Consider the following 16,945-nt stretch of genomic DNA (forward strand, 5'->3'; position numbering starts at 1 on the left):
CCCGGACCGTGCGGCCCGCCGTCGTCACGGCCCCTCGGGCAGGTCCACCGCCTGCCAGCGGTAGGCCGCGTCCTCCTGCCAGACCTGCAACTCGCCCTCCACCACGGCCGCCAGGCACAGGCGCCAGTCGTCCCCCATGGCGAGGGCGACCCGGGTGGCGGGGCGCAGGGTCGGCCGCCACCAGCGGGGGCGCCGGGAGGCTCCGCCGGGCGGCAGGCGCAGCCGGACACCGCCCGCGCCGGCCAGGGCGACGGTGGGGCCGCCGCGGTGGCCGACCATGGCGATGCCGAGCGAGGGTTCCCCGTCGCCGATCTCGATGGCGGGCGCGGTGGCGGTCGCCGAGCCGAGGGTGTGCAACTGGGCGGAGCCGTCCGTGCGCAGGGTGGCGGCCTGCGGTCCGGCGGAGGCGCGGGCCAGCGCGCCGGCGCGCAGGGTGCCGGGCGGGCCGAGCGGGACGGGTGGTTCGCCGGAGCCCGGCCGCCAGCTGAGCACGCGCTCGCGGTGCTCGACCAGGACCAGCCAGGCGCCCGGCCGTTCCTCCTCGGCGGCGAGCACCCGGTCGGCGGGGCAGCCGGGGTGCTCCTGGCCGGTGAGGGTGAGGCCGGGGGCCCAGCGGTAGGAGCGCAGGGCGCCGGCGGCGGCGGTCCACACGGTCAGCTCCCCGGCCGCGCCGACCGCCCCGGCCAGGCCGCTGACCCCGCGGGCGGCCTCCCACCAGCCGGCCGCGGTGCCGACCCACAGGGTGCCGGAGCGGTCCTCGGCGCAGACCACCAGCTCGCCCTGGCGCCCGGCCCAGCCCGCCGCCAACTCCCGTACCGCGCCGGGCCCCTGGCCGGCGGGCGGCCGCCGGCCGGTGCGTCCGGGGCCGGCCAGCGCGGTGCCGTCGGCGCCGGCCGTGACCACCAGCGGCCGGCCGGCCCGGTCCGGCAGTACGGCCAGGCCCGCGGTGCGCGCCACCGGGCGGTGGGCGCGCAGCAGTTCGCGGCCGCGGGCGGCCCAGGGGCCGAGCGGGGCGGGGCGCCGGTCGGGCTCGCGGGCGAGCGGTTCGCAGGCCCAGCGGGCCAGTTCCTCGCCGTAGCCGGCGGCCAGCAGTTCGGCGCGGGCCTGTTCGGCGGCGAGCCGGTGGTCGAGCCGGCCGTGGTCGGGCAGCAGCAGGGTGCGGGCGAGGGTGCCGACTGCGAAGAGGTCCTTGGCGGTGGTGGGGAAGCCGCCGACCTGCTCGGCCTCCGGCGGTACGTGCCCGGGGGTGAACACGGCGACGGTCAGGGTGTGGTCGAGCGGGGCGAGGAAGGTCAGGTCGATCAGTTTGACCAGGCCCTGGCCGTCCACCAGCACGTTGGCGGGGGAGATGTCGCGGTGGACCCAGCGCTTGCGGTGCAGCTCGTCGACGATCCGGCACAGCCGGGCCAGCACCTCGGCCAGCGCGGCCGGACCGCCGCGCTGGGCCCGGGCCCAGGTGTGCAGCGGCACGCCGTCGACCCAGGGCGAGATCTGGTAGCCGAGCAGCCCGCCGGAGGGCGCCGCGCCGGGCCGGTGCGGGGAGGGGCCGAGCAGGAAGCTGGGCACCACCAGGTCGGTGACGCCGAGCCGGTGGGCGTTGTGCGAGACGTCGTCCCAGCGGCCGAGCCAGCGCCGCACCTCGGACGGGTCGCGCTCCAGCATGATCTTCGCGGCGACGAGTTCCTTGATCCCGTTGTGCCCGGTGCGCACCGCCCGCCACACCTCGGCCTCGCCGCCCCGGTGGTGGAACTCCAGCAGCTCGTACTGTTCGGGGTCGAACTCGGGCCCGAAGCGGAGCCCGGGTACCCAACGAGACTCTGACACGCGACCCCCGACGCTTCCTCACCACTGCGGACGCGCGACTGCCGTACGGCCTGCGCGCTGCCCAGGATAGTGCGCATTTCTGTTCGTCCGACCGGAGGAGGGCCTATTCTGATGGGCGCCCGAGCAACATCACGAAACAACGTCAACTCATGGTCGTACGGGGAATGTTGATCATGGAGCGGGACGACATCGAGGCACAGGGGGACGGTGCATGCTGCAGCTTGCGGTGCTGCTGATCGTGGTGGCACTGGCCGGGGCGGCCGCCGTCCTGCTCGCCCGTAGGCGAACCACCCTGGACCCGGCCGGGGTCGCCAAGGCCCTGGCCGCGGCCGCCGGACAGCTCGCCGCCGGAAAGGCCCCCCAGGCCCGCCGCCGCTACGCCCGGCTGGCCCGCCAACTCGCCACCGGACCCGCCGAACTGCGCACCCAGCGCGGCCTCGCCCTGCTCGGCCAGGCCGAGGCCACCATCCCCACCGGCGACCAGCAGGCCACCCTCGCCCTGCACCGCGAGGCCTTCCCGCTGCTCACCGACCCGGCCCGGCAACTGCCCCGCTGGAGCCTGCGCCGGCTCGCCGAGGAGCGGACCCAGGCCCCGGACGGCGACCTCGGCCCGGTCCTCGCCTACCTCCGGGCCGTCGCCACCGCCGCCACCGCCGCCACCGGCACCGGCACCGGCACCGGCACGGGCACGGGCACCGAAACCGATTCGGGCGAGGACGCCGACACCGCCGCCCGCACCGTACGGTGGCTCCACCACCTCTGCCGCGAGGGCACTCCCGAGCAGCGCGACCACGCCACCGACCGGGCCCTCGCCGCCCTGCCCGGCCAGGACTGGCCGGTCCTCGCCCGGGCCGCCCTGCTGAACGCCACCGGCCGCGCCGAACAGGCCGAACCGCTGCTCGCCGCCGCGGCCCCCGGCGGCAGCGCCGAACTCTGGTTCCGCTGGGGCGCCCAGCTGTTCACCGCGCACCGGGACGAACCAGCCGCCGCCGCCTTCGACGAAGCCCTGCGCCGAGGCCCCGGCGACCCCGGCCCCTGGGGCCGCGGCCCGGCCCTGCGCACCGACAGCCTGCTCTTCCGCGGCCTCGCCCGGCAGCGCCTCGGCGCCACCGACGCCGCCTGGGCCGACCTCGCGGCCGCCGCCACCGAGACCCCCGGCGACCCGCGCCCGCGCTACGCCCTCGGCCGGCTCGCCCTGCTGCTCGGCGCCGACGACCAGGCCCGGGAGCAGTTCACCGCCGCACTCACCGTCCAACCCTCCTTCGCCCCGGCCCGGTTCGGCCTCGCCCTGGTCCACGAACGGGCCCAGCGGCACGCCGAGGCCGCCGCCGACTACCGCACCGGCCTCGGCCAGGCCCCCGACTGGCGCCCCGCCAGGGTCCGGCTCGGCGCCGCCCTGACCGCCGCCGACCGGGCCGCCGAGGCCGAGCCGCTGCTGCGCGCCGAGGCCGACACCGAACCCGACTCCCGCTGGAGCCGGATCGCCGCCTACCACCACGGCCTCGCCCTCGCCCGCACCGGCGACCCGGCCGGTGCCCTCGCCCGCTGGGAACCCCTGGACGACCCCGAACTGCACGTCCGCCAGGCCCTGGCCCGCGACCGGCTCGCCCGCACCCGGCTGGCCGCCGACCCGGCCGCCGCCCGCGCACTGTGGCAGCGGGCCGCCGCCGAACACCCCGGCGCCCCCGGCTACCGGTCCGCGCTGCGCGAGGCCGCCCTGCGCGAGGCCGCCCACCTGCTGGTCACCGGCCGCGACCGCGCCGAGGCGCGCGAGGCCGCCACCGCCGCGCTCGCCCTGGCCGACGCCCTGCCCGGCGCGCTCACCCACCGGCAGTCCCGGCTGCGCGCCGCGCTCGCCCTCGCCGAGGGCGCGACCGAGCGGGTCACCGCGCTGCTCGACCCCACCGCCGCGCCCCGCGACCGCTACCACCTGGCCGCCGCCGCCCTGCTGGCGGGCCGTCCGGTGCAGACCATCGCGCTGCTCGGTCCGCTCGACCCCGACCCGGCCGGCGACCCGGCGCTCGCCCGGCTGCGCGCCCTGCTGGCCGAACGGGCGGGCAACTGGGCCGCCGCACTGGACTGGTACCGGCACTTCCTCACCGCCCCCGCGGTTGGGTCCGCCGCCGGTTCCTACGAGGCCGGGTCCGCCGCCGACCCGGTCGGCGCCTGCGCGGCCTGCGCCCGCCCCGCCACCGGCGCCTGCGGAGGCTGCGGCCGGGAGGCCTGCGCCGAGCACCTGCACGCCCCGGCCGGATCCGCCTCGCCCCGCTGCACCCACTGCACCGGCCCCGTCCTGCGCGCCGTCCTGGACTGCGCCCGCCGGGCCGGCACCCCCGAACAGGCCGAACCCGTCCTGGCCGGCTGGGCCGAGGCGCTCGGCGACGGCGCCGCCGCCGCACCGGTACGGCTCGACCTCGCCCTGCTGCGCGCCGAACTCGGCCGCCTCGACGAGGCCCTGGCCGATCTGCCCGAGGAGGCCGGCCCGGCCCGGGCGGCCGTCCTGGTCCGCCGGGCTGGCGCCGCCCTCGCCGCCGAGCAGCACGGCCGGGCGGCCGGCGACCTGCGCCGGGCCCTCGCCCTCGCGCCCGGCCACCCGCAGGCCGCCGCCGCGCTGGTGCTGCTCGGCGAGCACGAGGCCCACCAGCACGCCGTCGAGGGCCGCCACCGCGAGGCCTACCGGGCCTACCGCGTGCTGCTGCTCGACGACCCGGCCCACCCCCGGCTGCTGCACGCCCTCGGGCTGGCCGGCTACCGCTTCGCGGCCTCCGCCGGGACGACGGCGGCGGGGGCGACGGCCGAGGGGACCCCGGCCGAGGCCGCCGACGAGCAGGCCTGGGCCTGGACGATCGGCTGCCTGGTCGCCGCCCTGCACCGCGAGGAGCTCTGGGCCGAGACCGCCCGGACCACCGGCCGCGAGGCCGACCCCCAGCGCACCGCCGCCGCCCGCACCGCGCTCACCGACCGCCTCCGCGAGGACCTGCGCGCCCTCGACCGGGCCGCCGGCCGCAGCGGCGACGAGACCACCGCGTGGACGCTGCGCCTGGGCATGGAGTCCCACGCCGCGGACGCCTTCGCCCAGGAGGACGTCCGGATGGCCCTGCCCGGCCGCCCGACCCGCCGGCTGGTCCTCGGCCCGGGCCTGGACCGGCTGCTGCGCGCCGAACTGGCCGGCTGGGGCGAGGCCTACCAGCAGGCCGTCGGCGCCTGGCGGCGCGGCCCCGGGGCCACCTCCGGGCCCGCGCTCGGCCGCGCCCTCGGCCTGTTCGGCGCGCTCGGCCCGCAGCAGTACCTGCACCTCCAGGGCCGGCAGGCGGCCGCCGTCGCCGCGCTGGACGCGGTCGCCGAGGGCGAGCGCGGCGCCGCCTGGCAGTCGCTGCTCGGCGCGGCCCTGGTCAGCCAGGCCCGGGAGCACCACCGCAACCAGGACTGGCGGGAGGCGCTGGACTGCCTCGCCCGGGCCCGGACCGTCCCCGGCCTGGTGCTGCCCGCCGAGGTGGCCAAGGTCGCCGCCGAGTCCGGGGTCCGGGCCGCCCGCGCCCTGTTGAAGAGCAGCGCGGACGACCAGGAGGGCGCGGCCGGACTGCTGGAGAAGGCCTTCGCGCTGGCCCCGGACGACCCGGAGGTGCGCGGCGACCTCGGCGCGACCTACGCCCAGTGGGCCCGCAAGATCAACAACGAGGAGAAGGACTACCTGCGCGCCCTCGAACTGCTGGCCAAGAGCGCCGAGCTCGCCCCCGGCGACCCGACCGCCCGGCACTTCCTCCGCGCCGCCCTCGGCAACCGGGCCGGTCAGCTCAGCCGGGTGGACGCCTCCGACGCGGAACTCCAGGAAGCCGTCGGGACGTGGAAGCGGCTGATCGAACTCGACGACGACCCGGAGAACCGCCGGGGCCTCGCCTTCGTGCTGCGCCAACTGGCCCGCTCCGCCGCCTTCGTCGACGACAGCGCCCGCGCCCTCGCCCGGATGCTGGAGGCGCTGGTCTGGGACCCGGACTGGGAGGGCGACGCCGCGAGCGAGGCGGGCCGCCGGGTCTCGGTACTGCTCGCCAACCACGTCATCGACCACATGCAGAACAGCACCTTCCAGGCCCAGGCCGCGATGCTCCACAAGGCCAGGTCCTACGACGACTCGGCCGAGATCCGCGGCCTGATGGTCAGCGTCTGGCGCGGCCGGGCGATCTCGTTCTACGAGGAGCGCCTCTACGTCGAGGCGATCGGCCTGCTGCGCGAGGCGCTCGAACTCGCCGTCGCGCCGGCGGACACCGCCAAGCTCAAGACCGAACTCGGCATCGTCCTCAGCTCGTTCGCCGTCGCCCGGGCCAATGCCGGCAACCACCTGGAAGCCCAGGGGGCGATGGAACTGGCCCTCCAGCACAATCCCCACGACCGCGAACTGCGCGCCCTGGCGGACCGGATCAACAAGCTCGGCCGCCGCTACTGACCGGCCCCGGCAACCGCCGGACGGCCGACGCCGTCGTAGCCCGTGCACCGCGTCCGCACCGACCGCACCGCCCAGCCTGCCACCCCCAACCCCCCTTCCCCGTCCGGACCGTGAGGAGAGAGACCGCCCGCCATGCCACTGCACGAACCGTCGCCGTACGAGGTCCTGGGCATCCCGCTCACGGCCGGGGTGCGCGAGATCAACCTCTCGGTCGGAAAGGCGCTCAAGGCGGGCCGGTACAGCCGCCAGCAGATCCAGGACGCCGCGGCCCTGCTGCGCAACCCGGACCGGCGCCTGGAGGTGGACCTCCAACAGCCGCTGCCGCCCGAACCGGTCGACCAGGCCGCCGAGTTGCTCGCCCCCGCGCTGGCCGAACCGCTGCTGGTGATCGAGCGCCCCGGCCTCCCGCCGGCCCCGGCCCTGCTCGCCCTGCACCGGGCCGAGGCCGCCGCCGACTTCGCCGAGCCCGCCCCCGGCGGCGCCGACCCCGAACCGCCCGTCCCCGCCCGCTACGCGGCCGACCTGTCCGTGCTGCCCCAGATCGAGGTCCCGCAATGACCGACGCACCGACCGCACCGACCGCATCGACCGCACCGGCTGGGCCGACCGCACCGACCGCAGCCCTGCTCGACGGCCACCGGCCGCTGGAGGTCCCGCCGGGCGCGGAGGCCGTCGACCTGGAGGCCAAGTTCACCCAACTGCTCTTCCGCTCCTCCCTGTTGGGCAACAAGCTGACCGAGCAGAAGCAGCAGGCCCGGGCCGAGCAGCGGGAACTGCTGGGCGTCCTGATCGAGGTGGACGACGCGCTGACCGCCCTCGGGCTGGACCGCGAGCTGGTGGCGCTCGGCCGCGGCGCCGGGCTGGAGGCGACCCGTCGGCGCCTGCTCGGCCGGCTCGCCAAGGCCGGGGTCCGGCCGATGCGGCTGGAGGGGCTGGCGGCGGACCCGGCGCTGACCGAGATCGTCGGCACCGAGGTACGCCCGGGGGTGGCGCCGGAGACGGTGCTGCAGACGGTGGTGACCGGCTTCTTCTGGGAGCAGGAGGTGCTGCGCCGGGCCCAAGTGGTGGTCGCCGCAGCGGAGTCGGTACCGGAGTCGGCGTCGGTCGAGGACCCGCGGATCGCGGCGCTCGAACCGGAGGAGTCCGAGAAGCCGGTGGAGCTGGAGAAGCCGGTGGAGCCGGAGGCGTCCGAGGTCGTCGAGCCGACCGGTGCCGAGCCAGAGCCCGACCCCGCCGCCAGGCCGGTGCCGCCCCGGGCCCGTCGGCACGCCAAGGCGCCGGGCCGGCCGGCCAAGCGCGCCAAGCGCAAGAAGTAGCCAGGACCACGAGGGGCAAGAGGGGAACGACATGTACCGCACACTCGGCATCGACCTGGGCACCACCAACTCCGTGGTGGCCCACCTGCGCCGGGGCGCGCCGGAGATCATCTTCAACCGGCAGAACCAGGAGGCCACGCCCTCCGTGGTCGGCAGCGGCCGCAAAGGCGAGCTGCTGGTCGGGTCGACCGCGCGCAGCCGGATCGCCATCGACGGCGCGAACGTGATCCGCTCGGTCAAGCGCTTCATGGGCCGCAAGTTCAAGGACCCGCAGGTCCAGGCGGCGCTCAAGGAGGTCGACTACAAGGTCACCGCGGGCACCGACGGCGACGTCAACGTCTGGTTCAACGGCCGCTCCTACACCCCGATCGAGATCTCCGCGATCATCCTGCACCGGCTCAAGCAGGACGCCGAGCAGCGCCTCGGGGAACCCTTCCACCGGGCGGTGATCACCGTCCCCGCGTACTTCGGCGAGCGGCAGGTGGCCGCCACCCAGGAGGCGGGCCGGATAGCCGGCCTGCACGTGCTGCGGATCATCAACGAGCCGACCGCCGCCGCGCTCGCGTACGGGCTGGCGAGCGACGCCGGGGACGAGGGCCGCACCGTCCTGGTGTACGACCTCGGCGGCGGCACCTTCGACATCTCCATCCTGCTGCTGGTGCCCGGTTCGGTCTCGGTGCTCGGCATCGAGGGTGACAACCTGCTGGGCGGCGACGACTTCGACCGGGCGATCACCACCGCGCTGCTGGAGGACATCCGCGAGGAGTACGGCTCCGACTACCAGCCGGACCTGCGGGACCGCCCGAAGATCGCCTCGACGGCCGAGACGGTCAAGATCGAGCTGTCCAACCAGCAGTCCTCCGAGGTGATCCTGCCCGGCCTGGGCGCCGGACAGCTGGTGCTGGAGACGGAGTTCGAGCGCGCCCGCTTCGAGGAGCTGATCGAGGCCCAGATCGAGCGGACCATCGAGCTGACCCACAAGGCGATCATGCAGGCCAACCTGACCGTCGGGGACGTCGACGAGGTGGTGCTGGTCGGCGGTTCGACCGCGATCCCGCTGGTCGAGCGGCGCCTCGGCGAGGTGTTCGGGACCCGCCGGATCAAGCGCGGCGTCAACCCGATGCAGTGCGTGGCGCTCGGCGCGGCCGTGCAGTCCGCCCTGGTCGGCGAGGTGGAGTGCCCGGAGTGCCGGGCCCCCGGGGACCTCTCGGCCTCCAACTGCGCCAACTGTGCGACCTCCCTGCTCGGCGGCGACCGGGTCTCCTGCCCGACCTGCCACGTCCCGGTCGGGGCCGGGGTGTCGGCCTGCCCCAAGTGCGGCCAGGAGATGGACGGTTCGGCCGCCGACGGCTCGGCCGGGTCCGGTTCGGCCGGCTCCGGCGCGAGGATCCCGCAGCAGTCCCAGGCCACCACCGCGCTGCGCGCCGACAACTGCCCGCGGTGCGGCACCCCGGCCGCCCCCGGCGTCACCGCCTGCGAACTGTGCGGTGAGCCACTCAACTCGGCCGCCCCGGGCCACACCAAGGTGTCCTCCACCGCCGCCGAGGACGTCGGCCTGCGCTGCTCCTCCTGCGCCACCGTCAACCCACCGGGCAGCGAAGTCTGTTCCGGCTGCGGCGAGTTGATGCAGGTCACCAACCCCTTCGACATCACCCCGAAGAACCTCGGCATCGAGCTCAACGACGGCCGGCTGGCCGTCATGATCCCCAAGAACACCAGCTACCCGACCAGTTCGCCGGTCGGCCGGGAGTTCGCGGTCTCCGGCAGCGGCCGCCAACGGCTGGAGATCGCCGTCTACGAGGGCGAGCACGAGATCGCCCAGCAGAACGAGCTGATCGGCCACCTCACCCTCCGCCTGCCCGAGGGCCTCGGCGGCCGCACCCCGGTGGAGGTCTCCTTCGGCCTGGACCGCGACCGCACCATCACCCTGTCGGTGCGGATCCAGGGCGGCGCCGAGAAGACCGTCAAGCTGGAGCGGGTCACCCTCGACCCCGAGTTGAAGGTGCAGGTCGAGGAGCAGCAGCGGCAGATCGAGTCCTTCACCGACCGCTGGGGCGGCGAGCTCACCGAGGCCGAGATGCGCGAGGCGCAGCGGCTGATGGAGGCCCTGGACGACCTGGCGGCCGGGCAGACCCGCGGCCGGTCGGTGGACGAGGCGCTGGAGCGGGCGCAGCGCCAGCTCAAGGCGCAGCGCTGGGTGCGTGGCTCGGAGGCCTACCTGAGCCTGTTCATCCACTACTGCGAGAAGCACCTCGACCCGAGCGACCTGGACCGGCTGCGCTCGGTGGCCGCCGAGCTGCGCCTGCGCCGGGAGGCGGCCGACTGGGAGGGCGCGATGCGCGCGGCCCAGAAGGCGGACGAGCTGTGCGACTCGCTCGGCCACACCTTCCGGATGCTCACCATGTGCAACATCTACGTCAACCAGAACATGGTGTCGCCGGCCCTCGGGCAGCGGATCATGGCGGAGCTGCGCGGCCTGGACGAGGCGGTGGAGGCGCCCAACATGGAGGCGGTCAACACCCACATGTCGAACCTGCTGGCGCTGTACGCCCAGGCGCAGCGGGAGCTGGGCAGTGAGCCGGCCGCCGAGTCGCTCGGCCCGGTGCGCCCGGAGGAGGCCGGTCCGCGATGACCACTCCCGACGTACCTGCCGTGCCCGGAGCGCCCGAGGAGCCGGACGTCCGCTGCCCGCTGTGCAAGGTCCCGGCGGACCGGCGGTCGCTGGGCTGCCCGTCCTGCCGGGAGGACCTGGGCGTGCTGTTCCGGCTGCGTTACGCCGGTCGGATCGACTACAACCGGGCCCTGGCGGCGCTGGGGGCGGGGGAGCGGGCGCTCGCGCTCGGCCTGCTGCACCGCGCGCTGGAGGCCGAACCGGGGCTGGAACCCGCCCGGGAGCTGCTGGGATCACTGAGCGTGCCCGGCTTCGGCGGGCCGGGCGCGGAGCCGGGGGAGGGCCGGCGGGAGGGCGACACGCCCTCGGGGTGACCAATTCGGCCGCTTCCGGCCTGCCGTGGAGTTCGATCGGTGCGAGTGTGATCGTCACACGGAGTTCCGCCACCCTCTCAAGGAGTGACGCAATGCGTATTCGCACCACCCTCGCCGCCACCGCGCTCGCCGCGGTGGCCGTCATCGCCGGTGCCGGCACCGCCGCCGCCAGCGGCGCGACCGCGAACGGTGTCGCCTTCGGTTCGCCCGGTGTGCTCTCCGGCAACCAGATCCAGATCCCGATCAACCTCGAGGCCAACGTCTGCGGCAACTCGATCGGCGTCATCAGCATCCTCAACCCGGCCTTCGGCAACACCTGCATCAACGCCTGACCCGCGCACCGGGGCCGTCCGTCGCAGCCGACGGGCGGCCCCGGTGCCGTGCCGGTACCCCCGTTCGGGGGTGGCGGCGCGGGCCGGGGACCGCGAGCATGGTCCCCTGTCCCGCACCGCCGCACCCAGGAGCCCGCCCGTGCCGACACCGCCCGCCCAGCGCAGCTACGCCTCCGGGGCCTCGGACGTCCCGCTGCTCGGCGACACCATCGGGGAGAACCTCGACCGCGCGGTGCGCGCCTTCCCCGACCGCGACGCCCTGGTCGACCGCCCCACCGGCCGCCGCTGGACGTACGCCCAACTCGCCGCCGACGTCGACGCGCTGGCCCTCGGCCTGCTGGAGCTCGGCATCGCCAAGGGCGACCGGGTCGGCATCTGGGCCCCCAACTGCGCGGAGTGGATGCTCACCCAGTACGCCACCGCCAAGCTCGGCGCCGTCCTGGTCACCGTCAACCCGGCCTACCGGGCGCACGAGCTGGAGTACGTGCTGAACCAGGCCGGGATCCGGCTGCTGGTCGCCGCCGAGCGCTTCAAGACCTCGGACTACGCCGGGATGATCGGCGAAGTCCGGCCCCGCTGCGCCGGGTTGGAGCGGGTGCTGCTGCTCGGCGGCCCCGCCTGGGACGAGGTACTGGCCGTCGGCCGCGCCGCCGACCCGGCCCCGCTGGCCGCCCGCCAGGGCGAGCTGGCCCCCGACGACCCGATCAACATCCAGTACACCTCGGGCACCACCGGCTTCCCCAAGGGCGCCACCCTCTCGCACCACAACATCCTCAACAACGGTTACTTCGTGGGCGAGTTGCTCGACTACACCGAGCAGGACCGGATCTGCGTCCCGGTGCCCTTCTACCACTGCTTCGGCATGGTCATGGGCAACCTCGCCGCCACCTCGCACGGCGCCTGCGTGGTCATCCCGGCGCCCTCCTTCGAACCCGGCGCCACCCTCGCCGCCGTCGCCGCCGAGCGCTGCACCTCGCTGTACGGCGTGCCGACCATGTTCATCGCCGAACTCGCCGACCCGGACTTCGACCGCTACGACCTGGGCAGCCTGCGCACCGGCATCATGGCCGGCTCGCCCTGCCCGGCCGAGGTGATGAAGGAGGTCATCGAGCGGATGGGCATGGCGGAGGTGTCCATCTGCTACGGCATGACCGAGACCTCGCCGGTCTCCACCCAGACCCGCACCGACGACCCGGTCGAGCGCCGGGTCTCCACCGTCGGCCGGGTCGGCCCGCACCTGGAGGTCAAGGTCGTCGACCCGGCCACCGGCCGCACCGTCCCGCGCGGCGAGCCCGGCGAGCTGTGCACCCGCGGCTACTCCGTCATGCTCGGCTACTGGGACGAGCCCGAGCGCACCGCCGAGGCCGTGGACGAGGCCCGCTGGATGCACACCGGGGACCTCGCGGTGATGGACGCGGACGGCTACCTCGCCATCACCGGCCGGATCAAGGACATGGTCATCCGCGGCGGGGAGAACCTCTACCCGCGCGAGATCGAGGAGTTCCTCTACACCCACCCCGACGTCCTCGACGTCCAGGTGATCGGCGTCCCCGACCCCAGGTACGGCGAGGAGCTGATGGCCTGGATCCGGATGCGCGAGGGCGCCGAGCCGCTCACCGCCGAGGCCGTGGCCGCCTACTGTGCCGGGCGGCTGGCCCACTTCAAGGTCCCGCGCTACGTGCACGTGGTCGAGGAGTTCCCGATGACCGTCACCGGCAAGATCCGCAAGGTCGAGATGCGCGCGCAGGCGCTGCGCATCCTCGGCCTCTGACCCCGGGAACGCCCGCGGCCCGCCCCCGGACGGGGACGGGCCGCGGCGTCGCCGATCCGCCGCCCGTGGGAGGCGCGCGTTACGCGGTGAGGTCGGCGTAGAAGATGATGTTGTCGGTGCGGTGCCCGTGCTCGATCCCGCCGCCGCAGGTCAGCAGGCGGAGTTCGGCGTGGTCGGTCGCACCGTAGACCTTGTCGGTCGGGAAGTCCTTCTTGTTCACGTTCTGGATCTCACGGATCCGGAACTCCGCGGTGCTGCCGTCCTCGCGCGGGACGACGACGGTGTCGCCCAGCTTGACCTTCTCGACGTCCTTCATCAGGGCAGGGCCGTGCTTGGTGTCGAAGTGCGCCACCAGGACGGCGATCCCGGTCTCACCCGGGGTGACGCTCCCGGTCCACCAGCCGGGGCTGTTCGCGTCGGTGTCGGGATCCGGAACACCGAGCTCGCCCGTGGCGTCGAGCTTGAGGTCGACCATCTTCCTGCTGTCGACACCGGCCGCCTCGATCCTCATCCCGGTAGGGCGCGCCTTCGGCAACGCCCGTGCGACGGCACCGGGGGTCGAAGCGGCCGAGGTGCTGGTGACCTTGGGCTCCGGGGGCAGGTCGGCACGCTGGCTGCAGGCGGCCGTGGCACCGAGGGCGACGAGACCGGCGGCCGCGGCAGCGAGGAGCCTGGCGCGGCGGCGGGGACGGACACGGGTACTGGGGATCACGGGTGGCTCCGGGCAGCAGTTGGAGCCCTGGCCGCCGGGGGCCCCCCCCCCGGGGGGGGGGGCGGGGGCGGCCCCCCCCGCCCCTCCGCCGTATCCCCCCGCCCCCCTTTCGCAACGGACCACACCATGATCGATCTCTCCTTCTCCCCCGCCGGGACCGGCGGCGCCGACCGGGGCCCGAACGCCACCATGGACTTCGCGACCGCCGACCTCTACGACCTCACCTACGAGGCCTTCCGGGGCCCGTACACCTTCCGCCTGGACGGCGCCGATTTCAGCGGCACCGGCCCGGTCCTGGACCTCGCGCTCGGCCTCTTCGACGCAGCCCGGGCCCTCGCCACCGCCAAGCGCGCCCGCTACTCCGCCGCCGGGGGCGCGGGCGAGTACCGCTTCGAACGGCGGGACGACACCGTCCGGATCCGCCAGGAGCGCGGCGCGACGGGCACCGTGGCGTACGCCGAACTCGCCGAGGCCGCACGGATGTTCCTGGCCGAGGTGGTGCGCGAGCTCTGCGCCGGGTTCCCGGACCTGCGCCGCAACCCGGAGATCCGCCGCCTGCGCACCGCCGCGGAGACCGGCACCCCCTGACCACCCGACGAACGGGCGGCGGCAGGCAGTCCCGGTCCACCCCCTCGGCCAGGATCCTCACCCCCTTTCGCGCCCCCAGCGTCCGACGGGGGCGCGCAGCAAGGCCACGCGCCCTTCCCGGACCGGCCGACGCCTCGATCGTGCGTATCCGGACGGAAGTTCCCTCGTTGGGCCGAGCAGTGGTCCCGGGTGATCTCCCGGGCGTCCGCGTGGACACCGCGCCGGCCTTCGCCGGGGGCGGTCGAGGAGGGAGTGCGATGAGCAAGGTCACGGGTGCGGGACGGCAGGGCACGGGGCACGGCGGGTACAGCACGGGCAGGCGTCTCGCCCTCGCGGGAACGGCCATGGGTGCCGCCCTGGTCCCGGCCGGCGTCGCCCACGCCACCGTCCTCGGCGCGGGGAACGCCGTGTTCGACAACTCCTGCACCACGTACGGGGGGACGACGGCCGTCGGCGACACCGCCACCCAGAGCGGGGCGGCCACCGGCAACCAGCTCGGCCTGCCGTTGAGCCTGCCCCGCAACCACTGCGGGAGCACCGGCATCGTCTGCACCGCCGTCTTCATGTCCAGCGTCTGATCCGGCCGGTCCGACGGTGCGTGGAGCGGACGGTGCCAAAGTGGCGGACGTGACCTTGGACGACCTCCCGGTCCGGGAGTTGGCGGCGCTGAGCGGCCGCGCGGTGCCGATGGTGCGGGACTGGGTGGCCGAGCGGCCCCGGCTGGGTGTGGCGCGGGCCCTGCTGGTGCTGGCGACCGGCGCGGGCCTGAGCGACGAGGCGCTGCGCGAGGAGTTGGTGACCGCGTACCAGGACGCGCAGGCCGCCGGCCCACGGTCGGCGAGCCTGGTGTACGGGATCTTCCTGTACACCCACCGGCAGTTCCGGTTGACGGCCGATCACCTGGTCACGCACTTCGGGTGCTGGCCCGGTGACGAGGTGGCCTCCCTGCTGCTCGACGCCTTCCACGCCTGCGGGGACGCGGACTACCGCGCGTACGGCGATGCGCTGGTCGAGCGGCAGTACGCCCTGGCCGGTGCGGACAGTTGGCCGTGGGCGGGCCGGTTGGCGTGGGTCCGGGCGGAGCAGGGCCGGGCCCAGGAGGCCCTGGAGCTGGCCGAGCGCACCTTGGCCGGCCACCCGCGCGCGGGCCTCGCCGTACACGCCCGCGCCCATGCCGAGCACGAGTCGGGAGCAGGCCCCGCCGCCACCGCGTTCCTCGATCGGTGGCTGGCCGCCGACCCGCACGCGGTGCAGTTCAAGCACCTCAACTGGCACGCGGCCCTGCAGTCCCTGGCCTGCGGGGACTTCGCGGACGCCCGCCGACGCGCCGACCTGGTGCTGGGGCGGGCGGACGTGGGCATGCGGTCGGCAACGAACTGGCGCCTGCTGCTGGCCGGCCAGGAACCCGCCGGGCGCTGCCACCTCGACCACGTACGGGCCCTGCTCGCCGGGCCCGGTGGGACGGCGGAGATCTTCCACACCTTCAACCTCGCCCTGGCCCTGGCCGTCGAGTCGGCCACCGAGGAACTGGAGACCCTGGCCCGGCGCGCGGCCGACGACGAGCGCCCCGACTACCGCGAGGTCCTCGCCCCGGTCGTCCGGGCCCTCGCCCACGTGACCGCGGGCCGCGCGCAGGAGGCCGTCGACCTGCTGACCCTCCTGGCCGAGCGCGTGGAGCGGATCGGCGGCGTACGGGTGGAACGCGAGATCGTCCAGGACACCCTCGCCCGCGCTCTGGTCGACACCGGCGAGCACGCCCGCGCGGCCGCCCTGCTGCACGACCGGGTCCGCACCCGGCGCCACCACACCTACGAGGACCTGCTCCTCACCCCGCGTTCCGCCCTCCGCCCATCCACCTCCTCGCCCCAGGGAGACCTCCCGTGTCCGCGCCCCAGCTGATCGTCGTCTCGCTGCGCGGCAGCGGCACCCCCCTGCTCGCCCGCATCACCACCGCACTCGGGTACGCCCCCCAGGGCACGATGGCCGGCTTCCCGCACGACGGCGATGACGCGGGGCCCGGCCCCGGGGAGGTCTCCCCCGTGCTCCGCGCCGCCTACGGTCAGACCGAGGCCGCCCGACTCCTGCGCGGGCAGCACGACCACCACCAGGAGCTCGAAACCGCCTTCCAGCTGGCGGTGGCCGCCCTGTGGCGGATCTGGTGGACCCGTCTGGGCCAGCCGGTCACTGCCGTGTCACCCGTCGACCCCGTCCTCCAGGAGCGCCTGTCCCGCGTCCCCGACACCGACCTGCACCGGCTCCTGCCCGGCCGCGGCTGCTGGTACGTCAACAGCCTGGACCTGGAACGCGCCGACGCCGACCTCCTGCGCACGTGGCACGCCCGCGCACGACCGCCGATCGTCTACCACCACCGCGACGTACGCGACCGCATCATCGAACTGATCCGCATGCTCTCCCACCCCGCCGGCGACGTCGGCACCCTGCCCGAACACCTCGTCTACCGCGACATCGTCAACGCCCTGCCCGGCATGGACGCCAGGATCACCCTGGCCCTGACCGACCCCGGCTTCCCCGGCATGAGCGAAGCCCGGCGCTGCGGGTGGCTGCTGCACCACCCCGCCGTGTGCGTGCTCACCCACGAGGAACTCACCGGCTCCGCACAGGGCGGCACGGACGGTGCCCGCGACCGCGCCCTGTACCGCCTGCTGGCCGCGATCGGCCACCCGCACCCGCCCGCGGCCCTCACCGCCCTGCCGGAGCCCGCGAGCCGTGACCTCCCCGTCGGCATCTGGCGCAGGTACTTCAACCCCGAGCACGAACGCCTCCTCGAGCGGCACTACCCCGACCTCCTCCCACCGGCCCCCGACGCCGCTCGGCACCCCGTCGACCCGGCACGCAAGGACGTCCCGCCGGCTCGTCGCCGCGGTGAACCCGTGGTCGACTCCCGGTCGTCGCCCGGCGGCCCGTGAAGCCGCTCGCGCTCAGTCGGTCCCGCCTCCCCCGCAGCCTCGGTCCCGA

The 16,945-nt window shown here is 75.4% G+C and carries 13 protein-coding genes; 11 read left to right on the top strand and 2 right to left on the bottom strand.

All coding sequences use genetic code 11. The features are described 5' to 3' along the window. Positions 1-24: 24 nt before the first annotated feature. The gene (locus tag ACFV8H_RS15390) at positions 25-1,824 is read right to left on the bottom strand and encodes a hypothetical protein (RefSeq protein ID WP_380399892.1); all 1,800 of its coding nucleotides are present in this window, start codon (positions 1,822-1,824) and stop codon (positions 25-27) included. Between the two features lie 211 nt (positions 1,825-2,035). Between ACFV8H_RS15390 and ACFV8H_RS15395 the strand changes: the two genes are divergently transcribed. The 7 genes from ACFV8H_RS15395 to ACFV8H_RS15425 all read left to right on the top strand — a co-directional run bounded on the left by ACFV8H_RS15395 (position 2,036) and on the right by ACFV8H_RS15425 (position 12,669). Continuing rightward, on the top strand, positions 2,036-6,265 hold the full coding sequence (locus ACFV8H_RS15395; RefSeq protein WP_380399894.1) for a hypothetical protein: 4,230 nt from the start codon (positions 2,036-2,038) through the stop codon (positions 6,263-6,265). A 132-nt stretch (positions 6,266-6,397) separates the two neighbouring features. Further along, positions 6,398-6,823: a hypothetical protein gene (locus ACFV8H_RS15400; protein WP_375883557.1), complete on the top strand. Its 426-nt coding sequence runs from the start codon at positions 6,398-6,400 to the stop codon at positions 6,821-6,823. Then, the gene (gene grpE / locus ACFV8H_RS15405) at positions 6,820-7,581 is read left to right on the top strand and encodes a nucleotide exchange factor GrpE (RefSeq protein WP_380399896.1); all 762 of its coding nucleotides are present in this window, start codon (positions 6,820-6,822) and stop codon (positions 7,579-7,581) included. The genes ACFV8H_RS15400 and grpE overlap by 4 nt, the downstream gene beginning before the upstream one ends. Before the next feature lie 31 nt (positions 7,582-7,612). Beyond that, positions 7,613-10,213 (top strand): Hsp70 family protein, encoded by a 2,601-nt coding sequence (locus ACFV8H_RS15410; RefSeq protein WP_380399898.1) that lies wholly within the window; start codon positions 7,613-7,615, stop codon positions 10,211-10,213. Further along, positions 10,210-10,566: a hypothetical protein gene (locus tag ACFV8H_RS15415; RefSeq protein ID WP_380399900.1), complete on the top strand. Its 357-nt coding sequence runs from the start codon at positions 10,210-10,212 to the stop codon at positions 10,564-10,566. The genes ACFV8H_RS15410 and ACFV8H_RS15415 overlap by 4 nt, the downstream gene beginning before the upstream one ends. 92 nt (positions 10,567-10,658) lie before the next feature. After that, positions 10,659-10,898, top strand: coding sequence for a chaplin (locus tag ACFV8H_RS15420; protein ID WP_375883566.1), 240 nt, complete (start codon positions 10,659-10,661; stop codon positions 10,896-10,898). A 139-nt stretch (positions 10,899-11,037) separates the two neighbouring features. Continuing rightward, positions 11,038-12,669 carry an AMP-binding protein gene (locus ACFV8H_RS15425; protein ID WP_380399902.1) on the top strand — a complete coding sequence of 544 codons (1,632 nt, stop codon included), beginning with the start codon at positions 11,038-11,040 and terminating at the stop codon, positions 12,667-12,669. A 79-nt stretch (positions 12,670-12,748) separates the two neighbouring features. On the opposite strand, the gene ACFV8H_RS15430 is transcribed toward ACFV8H_RS15425, so the two are convergent. After that, a complete protein-coding gene (locus tag ACFV8H_RS15430; protein ID WP_380399904.1) occupies positions 12,749-13,180 on the bottom strand; it encodes a sortase domain-bontaining protein in 432 nt (143 codons plus the stop codon). Positions 13,181-13,507: 327 nt separating this feature from the next. Here ACFV8H_RS15430 and ACFV8H_RS15435 point away from each other — a divergent pair, with 327 nt between their 5' ends. The 4 genes from ACFV8H_RS15435 to ACFV8H_RS15450 all read left to right on the top strand — a co-directional run bounded on the left by ACFV8H_RS15435 (position 13,508) and on the right by ACFV8H_RS15450 (position 16,896). Continuing rightward, positions 13,508-13,969, top strand: coding sequence for a hypothetical protein (locus tag ACFV8H_RS15435; RefSeq protein WP_380399906.1), 462 nt, complete (start codon positions 13,508-13,510; stop codon positions 13,967-13,969). A gap of 257 nt (positions 13,970-14,226) precedes the next feature. Beyond that, positions 14,227-14,547 (top strand): chaplin family protein, encoded by a 321-nt coding sequence (locus ACFV8H_RS15440; protein WP_380399908.1) that lies wholly within the window; start codon positions 14,227-14,229, stop codon positions 14,545-14,547. Positions 14,548-14,596: 49 nt separating this feature from the next. After that, positions 14,597-15,868 (top strand): hypothetical protein, encoded by a 1,272-nt coding sequence (locus ACFV8H_RS15445; RefSeq protein ID WP_380399910.1) that lies wholly within the window; start codon positions 14,597-14,599, stop codon positions 15,866-15,868. Further along, a complete protein-coding gene (locus ACFV8H_RS15450; RefSeq protein WP_380399911.1) occupies positions 15,850-16,896 on the top strand; it encodes a hypothetical protein in 1,047 nt (348 codons plus the stop codon). Before ACFV8H_RS15445 ends, ACFV8H_RS15450 begins: the two co-directional genes overlap by 19 nt. The last annotated feature ends 49 nt before the right edge of the window (positions 16,897-16,945 follow it).

The organism is Kitasatospora sp. NPDC059827, assembly GCF_042731675.1.
Classification (GTDB): Bacteria; Actinomycetota; Actinomycetes; order Streptomycetales; family Streptomycetaceae; genus Kitasatospora.